We start from the raw sequence: 17,953 nt of genomic DNA, 5'->3' as shown, positions 1-17,953 counted from the left end.
GTGATTCTTTGACTTTGGCTACTAACTCAAAGTGACAAATAGATGACGCGGCAGTGATCAGTGGCGCGGCAATGCCACTGCGTGCTTAATTCTTTTCGCGCTCACTGGTTCAGCAAAGTTAAACATTTAATCACCAACCACTAACATTGCTGCCAATTTGTAAGGCTTTGCTTGAGGTTTCGCGTTACGGGCTTGTGTATCAGTTAATGCCATTGGGGGTATCTTTCACAGTGTTAACCCCTGATCCCGAAAATACCCCCAATTATACCCCCATTTGCGGGGGTATGTAGGCGAACGGTCCAGAACGGCAACGAACAACGAAAGTAAAATAGGCATGTTTTCCGGGCCTTTCAAGGCCAAGGATGAACATATTCGAACAGAAAAATGGTGCCCGGAAGAGGACTCGAACCTCCACGCCGTTGCCAGCGCCAGCACCTGAAGCTGGTGCGTCTACCAATTCCGCCATCCGGGCACGAGACACGCAGATTTTCCGCATGTCGGGTAGGCGCGCTCCTTTAAGCGATCAGGTAATATTGTCAACGTCTGTGCCGCGCGCGCGGCGGATTAAATGTCCCTGCCGCGCAGGCCAGGCGCAGGTCGGCCTTGAAAGCTGCTTAGCGGTGGTGCAAAGCGCGCGCAGGATTTCTCGCTGGCTGACGGAGCATGTATGCAAGGCAAGTTGATAACGGTTTTTGGTGGCGGCGGATTTTTGGGCCGCTACGTCGCGCAGGCGTTGCTTCATCAAGGCGCGCGGCTGCGTATTGCGTGCCGTAACGCCAATAGCGCCAATCATATCAAGCCGCTGGGCAATTTGGGCCAAGTGCAGTTGATGCCAACCGATATCCGCAAACCAGCCAGCGTTGCGCGCGCTGTGATGGACGCTGACGCCGTGGTCAATCTGGTGGGCAGCTTTGCCGATATGAATGCCGTTCAGAATGTCGGTGCAGGCATCGTGGCGCAGGCTGCTGCAGACGCAGGCGTTAGCGCTTTGGTCCACATCTCGGCGATTGGTGCCGACGCCGCCAGCGACGCCGAATATGGCAAAAGTAAAGCGGGCGGCGAAGCTGCGGTGCATGCCGCGTTTCCATCGGCTGTCATTTTGCGTCCGTCGATTGTGTTTGGCCGCGAAGACCAATTTATCAACCGTTTTGCAGGTCTCATCCGTATGCTGCTGGTCGTTCCGGTTATTGGGGCCGCCACGAAGTTTCAGCCTGTCTTTGTTGGCGATATTGCCAAGGCGGTTGCTGCTGCTTTGGTGCATCAGGATGGCCGGGTGCTGGAGCTTGGCGGGCCGGAGATATTCTCGATGATGGAACTCAACCGCTGGATCGCCAAAGCGATTGGCCGGGACCCCCTGTTTATTGAAGTTCCCGATATTGCTGCTCAGATGCTCGCCAAGGGCACAGGCTGGATGCCCGGCGCGCCAATTACCGATGACCAGTTTAAGATGCTGGGCCGTGACAATGTGGTGACCGGTATCGACGGGCTGGCGGCTTATGGCATCGTGCCGACACCATTGGATGTCATAGCCGCCGATTGGTTGCACATTTACCGCAAGCATGGCCGCTTTGGCAGCAGTCCCAAAGCATGAGCGATACGATGATCGCTTTACTCCTCGGCTTTATTGAGGGGCTAACAGAATTTTTGCCGGTATCTTCCACGGGGCATCTTATCTTGGCGGGCGAGCTTGTCGGCTTTACCGACAATAGCTCAGTCGCCTTTAAAATCGCAATCCAGCTCGGTGCGATCTTGGCGGTGCTTTTGGTATATTGGCGGCGATTTTGGGCGGTTGGAACCGGTCTACTCAAGCGGGAAGCTGGCCCTATCGCGTTCACGCGCAATATCATGTTGGGCTTTGCGCCTGCGTTAGTGATTGGCGTGGTGGCCTATGATGCCATTCGCGCGGCAATGCAGACACCCGAGATAGTAGCCATCGCGTTGATAGTCGGCGGCATCATCATATTGTTGTTGGAGCGCGTGGTGAAGACGGTGCGCTTTCATGCGGTTGAGGAAATCCCCTTCGGCACGGCTTTGGCGATTGGCCTTGTCCAATGCACGGCGATGTTGCCGGGCGTGAGCCGTTCCGGCGCGACGATCATGGGCGGCCTGATGATGGGCGTGGAGCGCAAGACAGCGGCGGAATTTTCCTTTTTCTTGGCGGTGCCCACGATGTTGGCGGCCACGGTATATGCCTTGTGGAAAGACAGGGCGCTTTTGAACGCGGACGATTTGGGGATGATCGGAATTGGGTTCACAATGGCGTTTCTGGTCGCGGTGGTCGTGGTGAAGGCGTTTGTCGCCATTGTCGGCAAATATGGTTTTGCCCCTTTTGCTTATTACCGAATCATCGCGGGATCAGCGGCGTTGATATGGCTCTACCTAAGATAAGTTCCGATGTGGCCTCTTTAACGTGAAATAAAATTGCGCGACATTAAATTATAGTCTCAAAAAACCTAATTTAGTCAATAAAGCTGCCCTATTATGGGATTTCTGCGTGACAGCATGTGTTTGCCACGTTACGCGCAGCGCTTCTGAAGGAGCGTGTTGTGGCAAAAGATCCAATGCTAAAATTTATCTCAAAGCCGCAGGCTTATCCGCATAAGCGGGAAGCCGAACTGCGCGCGGAGGATTTTGCCGAAATCGCGGATCGTTATGCGCCGGCCGCAGCAGCGGATCAGGCGTCGCGTTGTTCGCAATGCGGCGTGCCTTATTGTTCGGTCCATTGCCCGTTACACAATCATATTCCCGATTGGTTACGCCTGACCGCCGAGGGGCGATTGCGCGAGGCCTATGAGATGTCGAGCCTGACCAGCACCATGCCTGAAATCTGCGGCCGTATTTGCCCGCAGGATCGTTTGTGCGAGGGCAATTGCGTTATTGAATTTTCAGGCCATGACGCTGTCACCATTGGCTCGGTGGAAAAATATATCACCGATACTGCATGGGAGCAGGGCTGGGTTGAACCCGTCGAAGTTGGCCCATCGCGCGGCCAATCGGTGGGCATCATCGGCGCGGGCCCCGGCGGGCTGACGACAGCAGAATATCTGCGTGTCGCGGGTTATGACGTCCATGTTTACGACCGCTATGACCGCATGGGCGGATTGCTGACCTATGGCATCCCGGGTTTTAAGTTGGAAAAAGACATTGTCATGCGCCGCGTCAAAAGGCTTGAGGATGCGGGCATCCATTTTCACGCCAATTTTGAGGTGGGCCGCGATGCCTCGCTGGACGATTTGCGGGCGAAACATGACGCGGTGTTGATCGCCACGGGCGTGTATAAAGCGCGCGAAATTACGACACCGGGTATCGGGCTGGAGGGCATAATCCCGGCGCTGGATTATCTCACCACATCCAACCGCAAGGGCTTTGACGATGCGGTGCCTGCATTTGAAAGCGGGGCGATGAATGCGCATGGCAAAGACGTCGTCGTCATTGGCGGCGGTGATACCGCGATGGATTGTGTCCGCACCGCCATCCGCCAAGGCGCAAAATCCGTAAAGTGCCTTTACCGCCGCGACCGCGAGAATATGCCGGGGTCGCAGCGCGAAGTGACCAATGCTGAAGAAGAAGGCGTTGAGTTTGTCTGGCTGTCCGGCCCCAAGGGCTTTGACGGCAATGGCAAGGTTGAACGCGTACATGTCGCGAAGATGCGGCTCGCGGCCCCCGACGCCTCTGGCCGCCGCACACCGGAGAATGACCCGGAAGGCGACTTCACGCTGAACGCCGATATGGTGATCACCGCTTTGGGCTTTGAGGCCGAAGACTTACCCGTCTTATTTAATGCGCCTGACCTGAACGTTACACGCTGGGGCACAATTCGCGTCGACCATACAACGCAGATGACAAACCTCGATGGGGTGTTTGCCATTGGCGACATCGTGCGCGGGGCAAGCCTTGTCGTCTGGGCAATCCGCGATGGCCGCGATGTGACGCAGCATATGCACACTTATTTGAAATCAAAAGCGAGCCGCGAAAAGGTTGCAGCATGACCATATTTTTCCCCACCCCCGAACATGAACGCCTTGCCCGTGAAGGCATGTATCATCCTGAGTCCGAAGGCGATGCCTGCGGCGTGGGCTTGATTGCGGCGACCGATGGCAAGCCATCGCGCCGTGTTGTCGCGGCGGGGATTGAGGCGCTGAAAGCTGTGTGGCATCGCGGCGCTGTCGATGCCGATGGCAAGACGGGTGATGGCGCAGGCCTGCATATCGACTTGCCCGTCCGTTTCTTTGACGATGCGATTTCGGACAGCGGCCACCGGCCAATGCCGAACCGGTTGGCGGTCGGCATGGTGTTCCTGCCGCGCACAGACCTGAGCGCACAAGAGAATTGCCGCACGATTGTTGAGGCGGAGATTATCGATGCTGGCTACACCATTTATGGCTGGCGTCAGGTGCCTGTCGATGTGTCTGTGATCGGCGATAAAGCGCAAGCCACGCGGCCCGAGATTGAGCAGATCATGATTGCCGGGCCAATGCCCGACGAGGTGGGCGCGACCGAGTTTGAAAAGAATCTATATCTCGTCCGCCGCCGGATCGAAAAGAAAATCATCGCGGCGCAAATCCGCGATTTCTATATCTGTTCGCTGTCGTGCCGGTCGATTGTCTATAAGGGTCTGTTCCTTGCAGAGTCGCTGTCGGTATTTTACCCCGACCTGCAAGATGACCGTTTTGAAAGCCGTGTCGCGATTTTCCATCAGCGTTATTCGACCAACACATTCCCACAATGGTGGCTGGCACAGCCCTTCCGCGGCCTTGCGCATAATGGTGAAATAAACACCATTCGCGGTAACCAGAATTGGATGAAGAGCCACGAGATCAAGATGGCCAGCATCGCCTTTGGCGCGCAGTCGGATGATATCAAGCCTGTCATTCCAGCGGGCTCATCAGACACTGCCGCATTGGACGCCGTGTTCGAAACCTTGGTCCGTTCGGGCAAGGAAGCGCCGACGGCCAAGCTCATGCTCATCCCCGAAGCATGGCAGTCGAACCCGAATTTGCCCGCAAACCACCGCGCTATGTATGAATATATGGCCAGCGTCATGGAACCATGGGACGGTCCGGCTGCTTTGGCGATGACCGATGGCCAATGGGCCGTTGCTGGCGTTGACCGCAATGCGCTGCGTCCGTTGCGCTACAGCCGGACGTCGGACAATTTGCTGGTGATCGGTTCGGAAACCGGAATGGTCGTCCTGCCCGAAACGACGATATTGGAAAAAGGCCGCCTTGGCCCAGGGCAAATGATTGCCGTCAATTTGGACGAAGGCAAATTATACCGCGATGGCGAGTTGAAGGACCGCATTTCGGCCGAGCAGGATTATGGCGCATTGGTCGGCGGCTTCCGTCGCATCACCGATTTGCCGGACGCGGGCGAGGATAGCCCGAATGCATGGTCACGTGCGGAATTGACGAAGCGTCAGATTGCTGCTGGCATGACATTGGAAGATGTCGAAATGATCCTCGCGCCGATGATCGAAGATGGCAAGGAAGCCATTGGGTCCATGGGCGACGATACGCCATTAGCCGTAATCAGCGATAAGCCGCGTCTAATCAGCCAATTCTTCCGGCAGAATTTCAGCCAAGTTACCAACCCGCCCATCGACAGCTTGCGCGAACGGCATGTGATGAGCCTGAAAACGCGCTTTTCCAACCTTGCCAATATCTTGGAAGAAAAGAGCCAGAATGCCGATGTCTTGGTGCTCGATAGCCCCGTCCTGACGGCGCGTGATTGGCGCAGGTTGAAAGCGGCGTTCGGACCACTGGGTGCCGAGATTGACTGCACCTACGATATCTCCACCGGACAAGAGGGCCTGCGTGCCGCGATCACACGTATTCGTGAGGAGGCGGTTGCGGCTGTGCGGATGGGCAAATCCGAACTGTTCCTGACCGACGAGAATATTAGCGCCGACCGCGTCGGTATCGCGATGATCCTTGCCGCTGCTGCCGTCCACACGCATTTGGTCCGCAATGGCCTGCGCAGCTATTCGTCAATCAATGTCCGTTCTGCCGAGTGCTTGGACACGCATTATTTCGCCGTACTCATCGGCGTGGGTGCGACCACAGTGAACGCATATCTTGCCGAAGCCGTCATTGCCGACCGGCATGGACGCGGCCTGCTCGATGGCTATAGCTTAGAGCAAGCTGTCGAAAATTACCGCACCGCGATCAACGAAGGTCTGCTGAAGATCATGTCCAAAATGGGCATTGCCGTCATCTCCAGCTACCGTGGCGGTTATAATTTTGAGGCGGTTGGCCTGTCGCGGGCATTGGTCAACGACTTCTTCCCTGGCATGCCGAACAAGATTTCGGGCGAAGGCTATCACTCCTTATATGTCAACGCGCGCGACCGTCATGATGACGCGTTCGATGCGGCTGTTGCGCGCCTGCCCGTCGGCGGATTTTACAAGCAACGCAACGGCGGTGAAGAACATGCCTATTCCGCTGGCCTGATGCATTTGCTGCAAAGCGCGGTCGCGAATGACAGCTACTCGACCTACACGCAATTTGCGCAAGGCGTGAAGGAACTGCCACCGATTTACTTGCGCGATTTGCTGGAATTCAACTTCGCCAAAGAACCCGCAGCGATTGACGAGGTTGAGGCAATCACCGAAATCCGCAAGCGCTTTGTCACGCCCGGAATGTCACTTGGCGCGCTGTCGCCAGAGGCGCATGAGACACTTGCCATCGCCATGAACCGCATTGGCGCAAAGGCCGTATCGGGTGAAGGCGGCGAAGACAGCAAGCGTTTCAAGCCTTATGAAAATGGCGACAATGCGAATAGCGTGATTAAGCAGATCGCCAGCGGCCGCTTCGGCGTGACCGCCGAATATCTCGGCGCCTGCGAAGAAATCGAAATCAAGGTCGCACAGGGCGCAAAGCCCGGTGAAGGCGGGCAACTGCCGGGTTTCAAGGTAACTGAAATGATCGCGCGTCTGAGGCATTCAACACCGGGCGTAACGCTGATTTCACCGCCGCCGCATCACGACATTTACTCGATCGAAGATCTGGCGCAGTTGATTTACGACCTCAAGCAAATCAACCCGCGCGCGCGGGTTTGCGTGAAGCTCGTCAGTGCGGCGGGCATTGGCACCATCGCGGCAGGCGTGGCCAAGGCGCATGCCGATGTCATCCTGGTCTCCGGCAATGTCGGCGGCACGGGTGCAAGCCCGCAAACCAGCATCAAATATGCGGGCACGCCATGGGAAATGGGGCTATCCGAAGCGAACCAAGTGCTGACGCTCAACGGCCTTCGCCACCGCGTGAAGCTGCGGACCGATGGCGGTTTGAAAACCGGACGCGACATTGTGATTGCCGCAATACTGGGTGCTGAGGAATTTGGCATCGGCACACTCAGCCTTGTCGCTATGGGCTGCATCATGGTGCGGCAATGCCATTCGAACACCTGCCCCGTTGGCGTGTGTGTTCAGGATGAGGCCTTGCGTAAGAAATTCACGGGCACCCCGGAAAAGGTCATCAACTTGATGACCTTCATCGCCGAAGAAGTACGCGAAATTTTGGCGAAGCTTGGCTATCGCAGCCTAGATGAAGTCATTGGCCGCACCGAATTGCTGCGCCAAGTCAGCCGCGGGGCTGAGCATCTCGACGATCTCGACCTCAACCCGATTTTGGCCAAGGTCGATGCGCCCGACAGCGCGCGCCGCTTCAGCATCCCGACCTTCCGCAACGACGTGCCCGACAGCCTTGATGCGCAGATGATCCATGATGCGCACCCTGTGTTTGAACGGCGTGAGAAGATGCAACTGACCTATAATGTCCGCAACACGCACCGTGCCGTGGGCACGCGGTTCAGCTCCGAAATCACGCGACTTTATGGCATGAAGGACCTGTCCGAGGGGCATGTCCATGTCCGATTGCGGGGTTCCGCTGGGCAGTCGCTTGGCGCATTTTTGTGCCAAGGTATTACCTTGGAAGTCTTTGGCGATGCCAATGACTATGTCGGCAAGGGCCTGTCGGGCGGGACAATCATCGTTCGCCCAACGGTCAGCAGCCCGCTGACTAGCCAGCAAAATAGCATCATTGGTAACACCGTGCTCTATGGCGCAACATCCGGCCATTTGTTCGCGGCAGGACAAGCCGGCGAACGTTTTGCGGTTCGCAATTCCGGCGCGCATGTCGTGGTTGAAGGCTGCGGATCCAATGGTCTTGAATATATGACCGGCGGCATGGCGGTTATCTTAGGCAAAGTCGGCAGCAATTTCGGCGCGGGCATGACTGGCGGCATGGCCTTTGTGCTCGATACCGAAGGCAGCTTTGGCGACATGGCGAACCCAGACAGCATCGTATGGCAACGGCTTGAAAGCAGCTATTGGGAAGCAGAGCTTAAGGCCCTGATCACTGCGCATGCCGAAAAAACCGACAGCGCTTGGTCGAAATCGATCCTTGAAGATTGGGACCGTAGGCGCGGCGAATTCTGGCAGATTTGCCCGAAGGAAATGCTTACGCGGCTTAGCCAACCTTTGTCCGACCATGAAGCGTTGGAAGCTGCCGAGTAAAATAAGATGTGATGCGGGCCGCCGGGCCTCATATGTATAGGGAATCGCCGCTGGCCAATTGCTGCTTTCCCTGCTTTATTCGTCACCTCGACTTGTGACGGAGAAGCCTTATTTATGCGTAGCCTGTTAATCGCCGGATCCTTATTTGCGCTTTCGGCGCCTGCTTATGCCGATGCCAATAAGGAGCTCACCATTTTGGTGGATGACGTCTGGGCGACGACATTGAAAGAGGCGCCTGTTTACGCGAGCGCGCTGGGCGTGAATGATTATGCCCGTGAATTGGGCGATTATACGCTGGCCGCGCAGGACCGTAGAGCCGCCGATGCGGCAAAGTTCCTCGCCCGTTTGGATACGATTCCCGCGGATGCGTTGAGTGCAGCGTCCAAGGTGGAGGCTGGCATATTGCGGCGCGCGTTAGTGTCTACCATCGAAGGCAATCAATTCGGCCAACGCGCCATCAACTTCACGACCTATTCAAGCTGGCACCAACAACTCGCCAGCATGTCGCGCAACTTGCCGTTCAAGACCAAGACGGATTTTGAAAGCTACAATGCCCGGCTTGCGCAATATGGCCGCGTCAATGACGAGAATATCGCGGTCGCCAATGTCGCTATCAAGGGCAAATTTACGCAGCCTTGCGAAACGCTGACCGGTTTTGAAGGAACCGTGCGCGGACTTATCACATCCGACATTCGCCAGTCGCGTTTTTATGGTCCTTATGCGGCAAAGCGCCCCGAGAGCATTTCGGAAAGTGACTTCGCAACGCTCGCAGCAGAAGCAGCGGCGACCATCGGCAACGTCATCCACCCGGCGCTGACCAAGCAGTTGGCCTGGTACACCGCAAGCTACAAGCCCGCTTGTGCCAAGGTCCCCGGCGTTTCGGCGCAGCCCAATGGCGCGGCCTATTACGCCTTTCGCATCCGTGAAGAAACCACCACCAATTTGACGGCGGAGCAAATCCACCAAATTGGCCTGAGCGAAGTTGCCCGTATTCGCGCGGAAATGGTCGAGGTCGCAAAAAAGGCAGGCTATCCCAGCCGCGAAGCCTTTATCGAACATTTGCGTACGGACCCGCAATATTATGCCAAAACGCCAGAGGAGCTGATGGAGAAGGTCGCGCGGGTGACCAAGATCATCGATGGCAAAATGCCTAGCCTGTTCGGCCGCCTGCCCCGCTTGCCCTATGGCATAAAGGAAATTCCAGCGGAAACAGCCGAGGGCACGACCACGGCTTATTATAATCCGGGATCGCCTGAAATCGGGATATCTGGCACCTATTTTGTCAACACATCGAAATTGAGCCAGCGCCCGTTCTGGGAAATTCCGGCACTATCGGTGCATGAAGGGGTGCCGGGGCATCACCACCAGATTGCATTGCAGCAAGAACTGCCTTTGTCCGATTTCCGCAAATATGGCGTGTCGTTCACGGCGTTTACCGAAGGCTGGGGGCTGTATTCCGAACGGCTAGGTATTGAAATGGGACTATATGACACGCCCGCCAAGGATATGGGTAGGTTGTCCTATGAAATGTGGCGTGCGTGCCGCTTGGTCGTCGACACCGGGATTCATGCCAAGGGTTGGAGCAAGCAACAGGCCATCGCCTTCATGACCGACAATAGCGCCTTGTCTGCCGCGAATATCGAGGCTGAGGTAAACCGCTATATCAGCTGGCCGGGTCAAGCATTGGCTTACAAATTGGGCGAACTGAAAATCCGCGAATTGCGCAACATGGCGACGAAGGAACTCGGGGCAAAATTTGATCTGGCAGCGTTCCATGATGCGGTACTTGGCCAAGGGTCTGTGCCCCTAGACGTGCTGGAGCAGCAGATTAAGGACTGGATTGCGGCGGAAAAAGCGAAGGGCTGATTTAGCCTTTTGGCTGGGGAAGCGGCTCGGCCTCTGCATTGGCCGCTTCTTTGGCGTCCAGCTCAGCTTGCAGCTTCGCCTCCCGCTCAGCGCGGCCTTTTTCAAATTCGACAACGCGCGCTTCCACTTCGGCAGCTTCGGCGTCAATGCCTGCCATGCGCTTGGCGCGCTCGGCTGCAATTAAGCGACCAAAAGTGATACCGGGGTCTTGCGCCTTTTCGGCATAAGCCTTGTTAATCTCCGCCAAGCCGCAGCCCGTAAAACCGCCAGCGCCCGATGGTGAGCAGCTCATCGTGCCGCTTGCCGCGACATATTCGTAAGACTTAATCCGCTCAGACATGGCTTGGTTGCGCGAGTCATTGGGATCGCCGCGCAAATTGGTTGGGATGCGATAACGGTCCGCCTCCCCCATGCGGGCGCAAACGACGATTTCATCACCAACGCTTTCGGGGCATTTGTCATCGCCGTAGATGATAAGCTGATTGATTTTTTCATCGCCAGGCTTGGCAACTGGTGCACCCTGCGCCGGCGCCTGAACCGATAGCATCAAGGCGATGCTCGCGAGCGAAATTCTGGTTATTGCTTTCACGAGATCATCTCCAAATACCTGTTTGCCTGCTTTTGGACATCGCAGGCTGAATGCTGTATGAAGCCTATATATGTTTCGACACGGCAATGGCGGTGCGGCACCCCATGCGGACCAAAGCGCTCATCACCGGATAAGCGGGCGCGCGTTCCGCGCCTTGCGCCAAGGCCGTGGCCTTATGTTCCAACTCATCGGCTTGGAAATCCAGTATCATCGCCGATAATTCGGGGTCACTGTCACCAATTTCGGCGAGTTGTTCGCTATAATGGCGGTCAATTTCGGTTTCGACGGCAACGGTGCACGCCATGGCAGCCTCCGGCCCGATGGCCGCAGACACAGCGCCCAGCGCAAAGCCCGCAACATTCCAAATCGGGTGCAAAGCCGTGGGGCGGACGCCGCGTTCAGCCATCATTTTGTCAAAGGCGCTGAGGTGGCGTTCCTCTTGTTCGGCCATATGCGCGATGCTGCGCGCCGCAGGGGTGCGATCGCCCATCACCGCAAGCTGTCCGGCGTAAATCCGTTTCGCGCCAAACTCGCCCGCTTGGTTTACGCGGATCATGCGTTCCATTGCCCGTGCCCGCTGTGCGGCGGTTTTCAGAGTTTCTTGCTGCGCCATATCATTTCCAAGATGAGCATTGCGCCGCCGAACGACAAGAGAAAATTATACCCAGCGAGAGAAATGCCAAACAATGTCCACGGCGCAACGTCGCAACGCACCAAAGGCGCGTTCATAATCGACTGGAGCAAATCGTCTCCGCTACCCGAAATCGTCGCGGTACAAGCGGTCAGGCCTTCCCAATAGCCATATTCGACGCCCGCATGAAATCCGCCAATCAGGCCGCTAGTGGCAATCGCCAACGCCGCCAGCGCGACCAAGACCTTGCGATAGACCGCATTGCTGACACCAAAAGCGACGAGCGCAATCACCACGGCGGCAAAATGCGGATAACGCTGCCACCAACACATTTCGCACGGGAAAAGGCCGCCAATATATTGCGATCCATAAGCCCCAGCCAGCAACGCGGCGGGTAACAAAAATGCCAACCAATGGGCCTTATCGAATTTTGGTGTCATATGTGGTGATACCTAGAGAACCGTTATGCTGAATGTATTTGAGCATCTTAATACAGCGCCGCGGCAAAAGTAAGGTGGTGAAACGCGTTGAGCGTAACTGCGATGCCGCTCTCCCCCACACTGTCACCCTGAACTTGTTTGTGCGCTGCACGCCCTCGGCTCCAGGGTCCATTTCGCCTCGCATACCCAGAGTTTGCTGCACGATGGATGCTGAAACAAGTTCAGCATGACGCGGGTTTGAATTCTCTTCGGTTCCAGCATGAAAGGGAAGAGGGAGCCACCCTCAATTCTTAGCTTTACCCTGCATGGGCTTTGCCGCGAGCTTCATCGTCCGGGGTCCAAGCCGCTGCAGCGTTTCCATCGCGTAATAGAGTTGGAAATCCTCTATGCCCTTTGCCTTCAATTGCTCGGCTGTCATGGCGAAGCGGGGATCGTCGGTGATGTCCTGTTCCAGATCCTTATTATTGTCTTTCAATTCATTGACCAAATGACGGCGCAGGTCGGATTCGCGGATCGACACGCGGCTTTTGTAATCAGGGTCCGTCAACTGTGGCACGCGAATGTCTGGCTTAATGCCGCCTTCCTGCACCGAACGCCCCGATGGCAAATGGTAGCGCGCAACCGTCAGGCGCAGGCCCGTGTCACGCGTGAGGGGCAGGACATTCTGCACCGACCCCTTACCAAAGCTGCGTTCCCCCATGACGAGGCCGCGATGATGGTCTTGCAAGGCGCCCGCCACGATTTCAGAGGCCGAAGCCGAGCCGGCATCCACCAACACAATGATCGGCGCGCCGCCGGTCACGTCACCGGGGACGGCGCGTTCGGCCCACCAACGGTCCACATTGCGCGGGTCGCGGCCCCGTTCGGAGACAATCTCGCCTTTCGTCAAAAACGCATCGGACACGACCACCGCCTCATCCAATATGCCGCCCGGGTTGGAGCGCAGGTCAATGATATATCCCAGCGGATTACCGCCCACACTTTTCTTGATACCCGCCACCGCGGCAACAACATCCGCACCGGTCTGTTCGGAAAAGCCCGTGACGGAGATAATGCCGATGCGGTCTTTCACTTCCCATTGCACGGGTTTCAGGTCGATAATCGCCCGCGTCAGCGTCACGTCAAATGGCCTATCGCGGCCAGGGCGGAAGATTGTGAGCTTAATCGTCGTGCCCGGCACGCCGCGCATGGCTTCCACCGCCTCGTCCAAGGTGCCGCCGACAATCAGCTTGCCGTCCAGATGGGTGATGAAGTCGCCGGACTTAATGCCAGCCTTGTCAGCGGGCGTGTCTTTCGTCGGTGCGATGACTTTGACCGCTTCGTCCTCCAGCGTTACCGAAAGCCCAAGACCGCCATATTCGCCATCAATTTGCGTCCGCAGCGAATTAAAGTCGGAGCGATCTAGAAAACCGCTATGCGGATCCAGGCTGGACAGCATCCCCTGAATCGCGCCTTCCATCAACTTTTTGTCGTCGACCTTGTCGACATAGCTGGATTTGACCTTTTGGTAGACAGCAAGAAATGCGTCGAGATCCTCAATCTGCTGCGCCTCATATTGTTGTTGCTGCATATTCTGTGCAATAAGGACCGTGCCGGGCACGGCTATGGCCGCCACAATAGCCAAAGTGGAGGGCAGCAAACGGTTCTTCATAGATAATGTCCATTTCATCATATTGTCGCTGCTATATCTTGCCTTAACCTTGTGTGAAAGCAGCTTTGCAACAGGCGCGGCCTTCATCCCTCACGATGATAAGGATGGTTGGCAATAATCGATGTCGCGCGGAACAATTGCTCCGCCAGCATGGCACGCGCCATCAGATGCGGCCATGTCGCTTTGCCAAAGGCAATGAGCTGGTCAGCGCTTGCACGCGCCGCATCATCAAAGCCGTCGGCGGCACCGATGAGAAAGCGGACTTCGCGCACGCCATCGTCGCGCCAACGTTCCAGCAAGTGCGCCAGTTCGACCGAGCTCAACTGCGCGCCCTTTTCATCCATCATGATCGTTTTATGCGGGGAGTCCGACGCTGGAAGATCCCCGCCCTTATCCGGCAGTTCACTATGTCTTGTGGGCCAGCTAATACGTTTCAGATAGCGGTCGACCAGTTCCGATTCTGGGGAGCGGCCAATTTTGCCGCGCGCGATGATGTGCAGGCGCATCGCCATCGGCGCGGACAATCCGTCTTATTGCGACGCGACTTCGGGCGCGTCACCAAAGGCCCACATGCGTTCCAAATTATAGAAGCTGCGGACTTCGGGACGGAACAGGTGCACGATGACATCTTCGGCATCAATGAGCACCCAGTCCGCCGACGGCAGACCTTCAATGCGGGCATGACGACCGGCCTTTTTGATACGCTCGGCAAGTTTCTGCGCCATGGACGCGACTTGGCGCGACGAGCGGCCAGATGCGACGACCATATGGTCGGCAATGTTGCTTTTCCCTTCAAGTGGGATGGTGACGACCTCTTGCGCTTGATCATCATCAAGCGATTGGAGGATCAACGCATGTAGCGCGTCGGGGGTCAATATGGGTTCCTTGGACTTTGCAGTCGGCGCAGAAACGGAAGCAGTGTCGATCAAGATGGCTCCTTAAAGCACAATATTTCGGGTAACGCCGTCACGCGTTCCAAGTTCCTTATATCGGTGAAACCAATATGGGTCAGCGCGCCGTAAAGCGGTGGCCGAACGCGGATCTGGACGAAAGCGCAAAAAGACAAGCGCTGGCGTACTCCATTTCGTCCAGTGATGACGCTGTTCCGGACGCCGGACAAACCGTCTGAACCAGGCCATTGCGGGACCCGCAACGACATGGGGCTTATAGCCGGGTCTGGCGATAACTGCAATCGGCATCAACCGTGCGATATCACGCCAGCGCCGCCAGTGGTGAAATTGCATCAAATTGTCCGCACCAATGATCCAGATGAACTGCGTTTTCGGATAACGTGCGACCAGCTTTTGCAAGCTTTCGACTGTGTAAACGGTGCCAAGTTCGCGTTCGATGGCGGTGACCTTAATCGGGGTGCGGCGCGTCTGCACCTTGGCCGATGCCATGCGTGCGGACAATGGTGCCATGTCCGATTTCGGTTTCAACGGATTACCCGGCGACACCATCCAATAAAATGCATCAAGGCCAAGCGAATCCATCGCGAACAGGCTGATCGCGCGGTGCCCCCCGTGCGCGGGGTTGAACGATCCCCCCATGAGGCCAATAGTTTTCAAGGGCGAGTCTGGCCCTGCCCGCGCACGATCCACTTATATGTGGTCAGCCCCTCCAACGCGACCGGGCCGCGGGCATGCAAGCGGCCCGTCGCGATGCCGATTTCCGCGCCCAAGCCAAATTCGCCGCCATCGGCAAATTGGGTGGAGGCATTGTGCATGACAATCGCGCTGTCGACCTCTGCCAAGAAACGCGCGGCGGCGGATGCATCTTGCGTGATGATCGCGTCGGTATGGTGCGATCCATGGCGGGCAATATGGGCCATGGCCTCATCTAGGCCAGACACGACGCAGGCCGAAATGACCGAGTCGAGATATTCGGTATCCCAATCCTGCGCATCGGCAGAAACGGTCCGCGCATCCAGCTCCATCAGCACATCGTCCGCCCGCACTTCGCACCCTGCATCGAGCAATGCTGTAATCAACGCGGCAGGTGCGGGATAATCCTGATCAATCAACAGCGTTTCGGTTGCGCCGCAAATGCCGGTGCGCCGCATCTTGGCGTTGACCACTATTGCTTGCGCCATGTCTGGATCCGCATCCTTATGCACATAGCTGTGGCAGATGCCGTCGAGATGCGCGAGCACGGGCACGCGGGCCTCGTCCTGGACGCGCGCAACCAGCGACTTGCCGCCGCGCGGGATGATCATGTCAATCGCGCCTTGCGCGCGCAGCATGTCGCCGACCAGCGCACGGTCCTGCGTCGGGACAAGCTGAATCGCGTCGGTGGGAAGACCAGCCTGCGTGACGCCTTGCACCATCGCTGCATGGATCGCGCGATTGCTGTGCACCGCTTCGCTACCGCCGCGCAGGATAACGGCATTGCCCGACCGCAGCCCCAAGGCCGCGGCATCAGCGGTTACATTGGGCCGGCTTTCATAAATGATGCCCAACACGCCGACCGGCACGCGAACGCGCTCCATCCGCAGGCCGTTCGGCCGTTCGCGGCGGTCGATGACTTGGCCCACTGGGTCTTCCAGCGTTGCGACCTGTTCGACCGCAGACGCCATAGACGCGACACGCGCGGCATCCAGCGTCAGTCGGTCGAGCATTGCAGGCGAAATGCCAGCCGCGGCCGCAGCGGCAACATCCTTGGCATTGGCTGCAAGAATATCTGCCATGCCGTCGCGCAATGCCTGCGCCGCGCCCTTCAAAGCTGCCGCCTTCACCGCGTCATCCACGCCCGCCAAATGCCGCGCCGCAATGCGCGCCTTGGCCGTGAGATCGATCATCAACATATTGCTGCCTGTCATAGCCTGATACTCGTAGAGAAATGGCTCCAAAAGGGAAAGCAATCGTCCCTGTTTCGCGTTCATCAAATATGGAACAAATGCGAATCGAACATATATGGTTAAATTTACGTAATTTTACGCTCTTGAATTGAACAATGTATACCGATTCGGACATATCTGAGGGGGTATTTGGTAGAGTTTTCCACAGCTCATCGCACGACTCAACCGACTCGTCACGAGTCGTCCTTCGATGATTCGCCGGGCTCCATCTCCTCTGCTAGGCGCAGCTATCCAAAATAACGGGGTGGTTCGTGTCGCTAAAAGTCAGAATGTCCGGTTGGAAAGACCGGATAGCTGGATGGTTTATTGACCGCGAATTTTTCATGCGGGCCAATGGCCAAGTCCGGTTTTTAAAAATATCTGCGCAATTGCAACGCCGCACCGCCGTGACCCTGGCGTCGGTTATCGGTATCTGGTTGCTGGTCACTTTTGGCATGGCCATCAATCAAATGACCGTCACCGCGCAGCGGCTTGCGCTGAGCGAGCAAGAGGCAAAGGTTGAATCCGCTGAAGAACGCGTCGCCAGCTATCGTGGTTCTATCGACGAAGTGACGAAGGATTTGGAACGCCGGCAGGAAATGCTGGAAAGCCTAGGCGACCAATATCTTGGTGATTTATCGGAAGGCGAAGCGCAAGCACCCGCCGCCTCGGCCGACTCGCGCGCAGAAGAAAAGGCCGTAAAGACCATTAGCGCGATGGTCCCCGAAGCCGCTGGCCTTGTGCGTATTGAGGCACGGCAAATTCGCTTCGCCGAAAAGATGACTAAAATGGCGCAAGCGCGAACATTGAAGGCAGAATCCGCCATACGCCAATTCGGGCTCAACCCCGAAATCTTGGCCCGCCAAGCCCGCAACGCGCAAGGTGGTCTGTTCGAACCCTTTTTTGGCAAAGGCAAAAAGGATGTCCGCGACCCGCGTTTCTTGAATCTCGCCGCCGCGTTGGGCCGCATGGACGCGATGGAACGCGCTCTAGCCGCAATTCCCACCGCAATGCCGGCCGCTTCGATGATGATTTCGAGCGGCTTTGGCTATCGTAGTGATCCCTTCACTGGTGGCGGTGCGATGCATGCCGGTCTCGACTTTAAAGGCCCTGTTGGCACCCCCATCCTTGCCGCCGCAAAAGGCAAGGTTGTGTTGGCTGGCTTCAACGGGGGCTATGGCAACACGATCGAAATTAGACATGCAAACGGGCTCGTTACACGCTATGCACATTTGTCAGGCTTAAATGTCAGACGGGGGCAAATGGTTGATCGCGGCGTTCAAATCGGACGGATGGGCAGCACGGGTCGGTCGACCGGCAGCCATCTGCATTTCGAGGTGCGCCTAAACGGTCAGGCGATTAACCCGCGTAAGTTTTTGGAGGCAAATCCAGATGTTCTCAAGGTCCAAACAGTCGCCGGAAACCGTG

General features: G+C 56.8%; 14 protein-coding genes and 1 tRNA gene. 6 read left to right on the top strand and 9 right to left on the bottom strand.

All coding sequences use genetic code 11. The features are described from left to right. Positions 1 to 385: 385 nt before the first annotated feature. Positions 386 to 472, bottom strand: a tRNA-Leu gene (locus tag Q0O33_RS09490). Positions 473 to 667: 195 nt separating this feature from the next. Between Q0O33_RS09490 and Q0O33_RS09485 the strand changes: the two genes are divergently transcribed. The 5 genes from Q0O33_RS09485 (at position 668) to Q0O33_RS09465 (ending at position 10,378) form a co-directional block, all read left to right on the top strand. Further along, positions 668 to 1,591: a complex I NDUFA9 subunit family protein gene (locus Q0O33_RS09485; RefSeq protein ID WP_295498791.1), complete on the top strand. Its 924-nt coding sequence runs from the start codon at positions 668 to 670 to the stop codon at positions 1,589 to 1,591. Further along, on the top strand, positions 1,588 to 2,388 hold the full coding sequence (locus Q0O33_RS09480) for an undecaprenyl-diphosphate phosphatase (RefSeq protein ID WP_295498788.1): 801 nt from the start codon (positions 1,588 to 1,590) through the stop codon (positions 2,386 to 2,388). Before Q0O33_RS09485 ends, Q0O33_RS09480 begins: the two co-directional genes overlap by 4 nt. A gap of 158 nt (positions 2,389 to 2,546) precedes the next feature. Continuing rightward, complete coding sequence (locus tag Q0O33_RS09475; protein ID WP_295498785.1) at positions 2,547 to 3,989, top strand: NAD(P)-dependent oxidoreductase; 1,443 nt, start codon at positions 2,547 to 2,549, stop codon at positions 3,987 to 3,989. Continuing rightward, on the top strand, positions 3,986 to 8,512 hold the full coding sequence (gltB, locus tag Q0O33_RS09470; RefSeq protein ID WP_295498782.1) for a glutamate synthase large subunit: 4,527 nt from the start codon (positions 3,986 to 3,988) through the stop codon (positions 8,510 to 8,512). The genes Q0O33_RS09475 and gltB overlap by 4 nt, the downstream gene beginning before the upstream one ends. Positions 8,513 to 8,626: 114 nt before the next feature. Next, positions 8,627 to 10,378: a DUF885 domain-containing protein gene (locus tag Q0O33_RS09465; RefSeq protein ID WP_295498779.1), complete on the top strand. Its 1,752-nt coding sequence runs from the start codon at positions 8,627 to 8,629 to the stop codon at positions 10,376 to 10,378. A 1-nt stretch (position 10,379) separates the two neighbouring features. On the opposite strand, the gene Q0O33_RS09460 is transcribed toward Q0O33_RS09465, so the two are convergent. From Q0O33_RS09460 to Q0O33_RS09425, 8 genes are all read right to left on the bottom strand, one after another. Then, the gene (locus tag Q0O33_RS09460) at positions 10,380 to 10,967 is read right to left on the bottom strand and encodes a hypothetical protein (RefSeq protein ID WP_295498776.1); all 588 of its coding nucleotides are present in this window, start codon (positions 10,965 to 10,967) and stop codon (positions 10,380 to 10,382) included. Between the two features lie 64 nt (positions 10,968 to 11,031). Further along, positions 11,032 to 11,580 (bottom strand): demethoxyubiquinone hydroxylase family protein, encoded by a 549-nt coding sequence (locus Q0O33_RS09455; RefSeq protein WP_295498772.1) that lies wholly within the window; start codon positions 11,578 to 11,580, stop codon positions 11,032 to 11,034. Continuing rightward, positions 11,559 to 12,038: a disulfide bond formation protein B gene (locus tag Q0O33_RS09450; protein ID WP_295498769.1), complete on the bottom strand. Its 480-nt coding sequence runs from the start codon at positions 12,036 to 12,038 to the stop codon at positions 11,559 to 11,561. The genes Q0O33_RS09455 and Q0O33_RS09450 overlap by 22 nt, the downstream gene beginning before the upstream one ends. 283 nt (positions 12,039 to 12,321) lie before the next feature. After that, positions 12,322 to 13,710 (bottom strand): S41 family peptidase, encoded by a 1,389-nt coding sequence (locus tag Q0O33_RS09445; protein ID WP_295498765.1) that lies wholly within the window; start codon positions 13,708 to 13,710, stop codon positions 12,322 to 12,324. Between the two features lie 62 nt (positions 13,711 to 13,772). Beyond that, positions 13,773 to 14,195, bottom strand: a complete 423-nt coding sequence (locus Q0O33_RS09440; RefSeq protein ID WP_295498795.1) for a 23S rRNA (pseudouridine(1915)-N(3))-methyltransferase RlmH — start codon at positions 14,193 to 14,195, stop codon at positions 13,773 to 13,775. A 24-nt stretch (positions 14,196 to 14,219) separates the two neighbouring features. Next, positions 14,220 to 14,567: a ribosome silencing factor gene (rsfS, locus tag Q0O33_RS09435; RefSeq protein WP_295498793.1), complete on the bottom strand. Its 348-nt coding sequence runs from the start codon at positions 14,565 to 14,567 to the stop codon at positions 14,220 to 14,222. Positions 14,568 to 14,627: 60 nt separating this feature from the next. Beyond that, complete coding sequence (locus Q0O33_RS09430) at positions 14,628 to 15,257, bottom strand: nicotinate-nucleotide adenylyltransferase (RefSeq protein ID WP_295498762.1); 630 nt, start codon at positions 15,255 to 15,257, stop codon at positions 14,628 to 14,630. Then, complete coding sequence (locus Q0O33_RS09425) at positions 15,254 to 16,507, bottom strand: glutamate-5-semialdehyde dehydrogenase (RefSeq protein ID WP_295498760.1); 1,254 nt, start codon at positions 16,505 to 16,507, stop codon at positions 15,254 to 15,256. Before Q0O33_RS09425 ends, Q0O33_RS09430 begins: the two co-directional genes overlap by 4 nt. Positions 16,508 to 16,815: 308 nt before the next feature. Here Q0O33_RS09425 and Q0O33_RS09420 point away from each other — a divergent pair. Then, positions 16,816 to 17,953: M23 family metallopeptidase (locus Q0O33_RS09420; RefSeq protein ID WP_295498758.1), on the top strand; the 1,138-nt coding region annotated here is incomplete at its 3' end.

The sequence above is a fragment of the Sphingorhabdus sp. EL138 genome, from assembly GCF_945862485.1.
Lineage (GTDB): Bacteria > Pseudomonadota > Alphaproteobacteria > Sphingomonadales > Sphingomonadaceae > Sphingorhabdus_B.
The sequence above is the reverse complement of the archived record's forward strand: the minus strand, read 5'-3'. Positions and strand labels throughout refer to the sequence as shown.

Coding starts and splice junctions, on each gene's coding strand:
- Q0O33_RS09465 (WP_295498779.1), top strand. CDS start 8,627: ATGCGTAGCCTGTTAATCGCCGGATCCTTATTTGCGCTTTCGGCGCCT.
- Q0O33_RS09445 (WP_295498765.1), bottom strand. CDS start 13,710: ATGATGAAATGGACATTATCTATGAAGAACCGTTTGCTGCCCTCCACT.
- Q0O33_RS09425 (WP_295498760.1), bottom strand. CDS start 16,507: ATGACAGGCAGCAATATGTTGATGATCGATCTCACGGCCAAGGCGCGC.
- Q0O33_RS09440 (WP_295498795.1), bottom strand. CDS start 14,195: ATGCGCCTGCACATCATCGCGCGCGGCAAAATTGGCCGCTCCCCAGAA.
- Q0O33_RS09450 (WP_295498769.1), bottom strand. CDS start 12,038: ATGACACCAAAATTCGATAAGGCCCATTGGTTGGCATTTTTGTTACCC.
- Q0O33_RS09480 (WP_295498788.1), top strand. CDS start 1,588: ATGAGCGATACGATGATCGCTTTACTCCTCGGCTTTATTGAGGGGCTA.
- Q0O33_RS09455 (WP_295498772.1), bottom strand. CDS start 11,580: ATGGCGCAGCAAGAAACTCTGAAAACCGCCGCACAGCGGGCACGGGCA.
- Q0O33_RS09485 (WP_295498791.1), top strand. CDS start 668: ATGCAAGGCAAGTTGATAACGGTTTTTGGTGGCGGCGGATTTTTGGGC.
- gltB (WP_295498782.1), top strand. CDS start 3,986: ATGACCATATTTTTCCCCACCCCCGAACATGAACGCCTTGCCCGTGAA.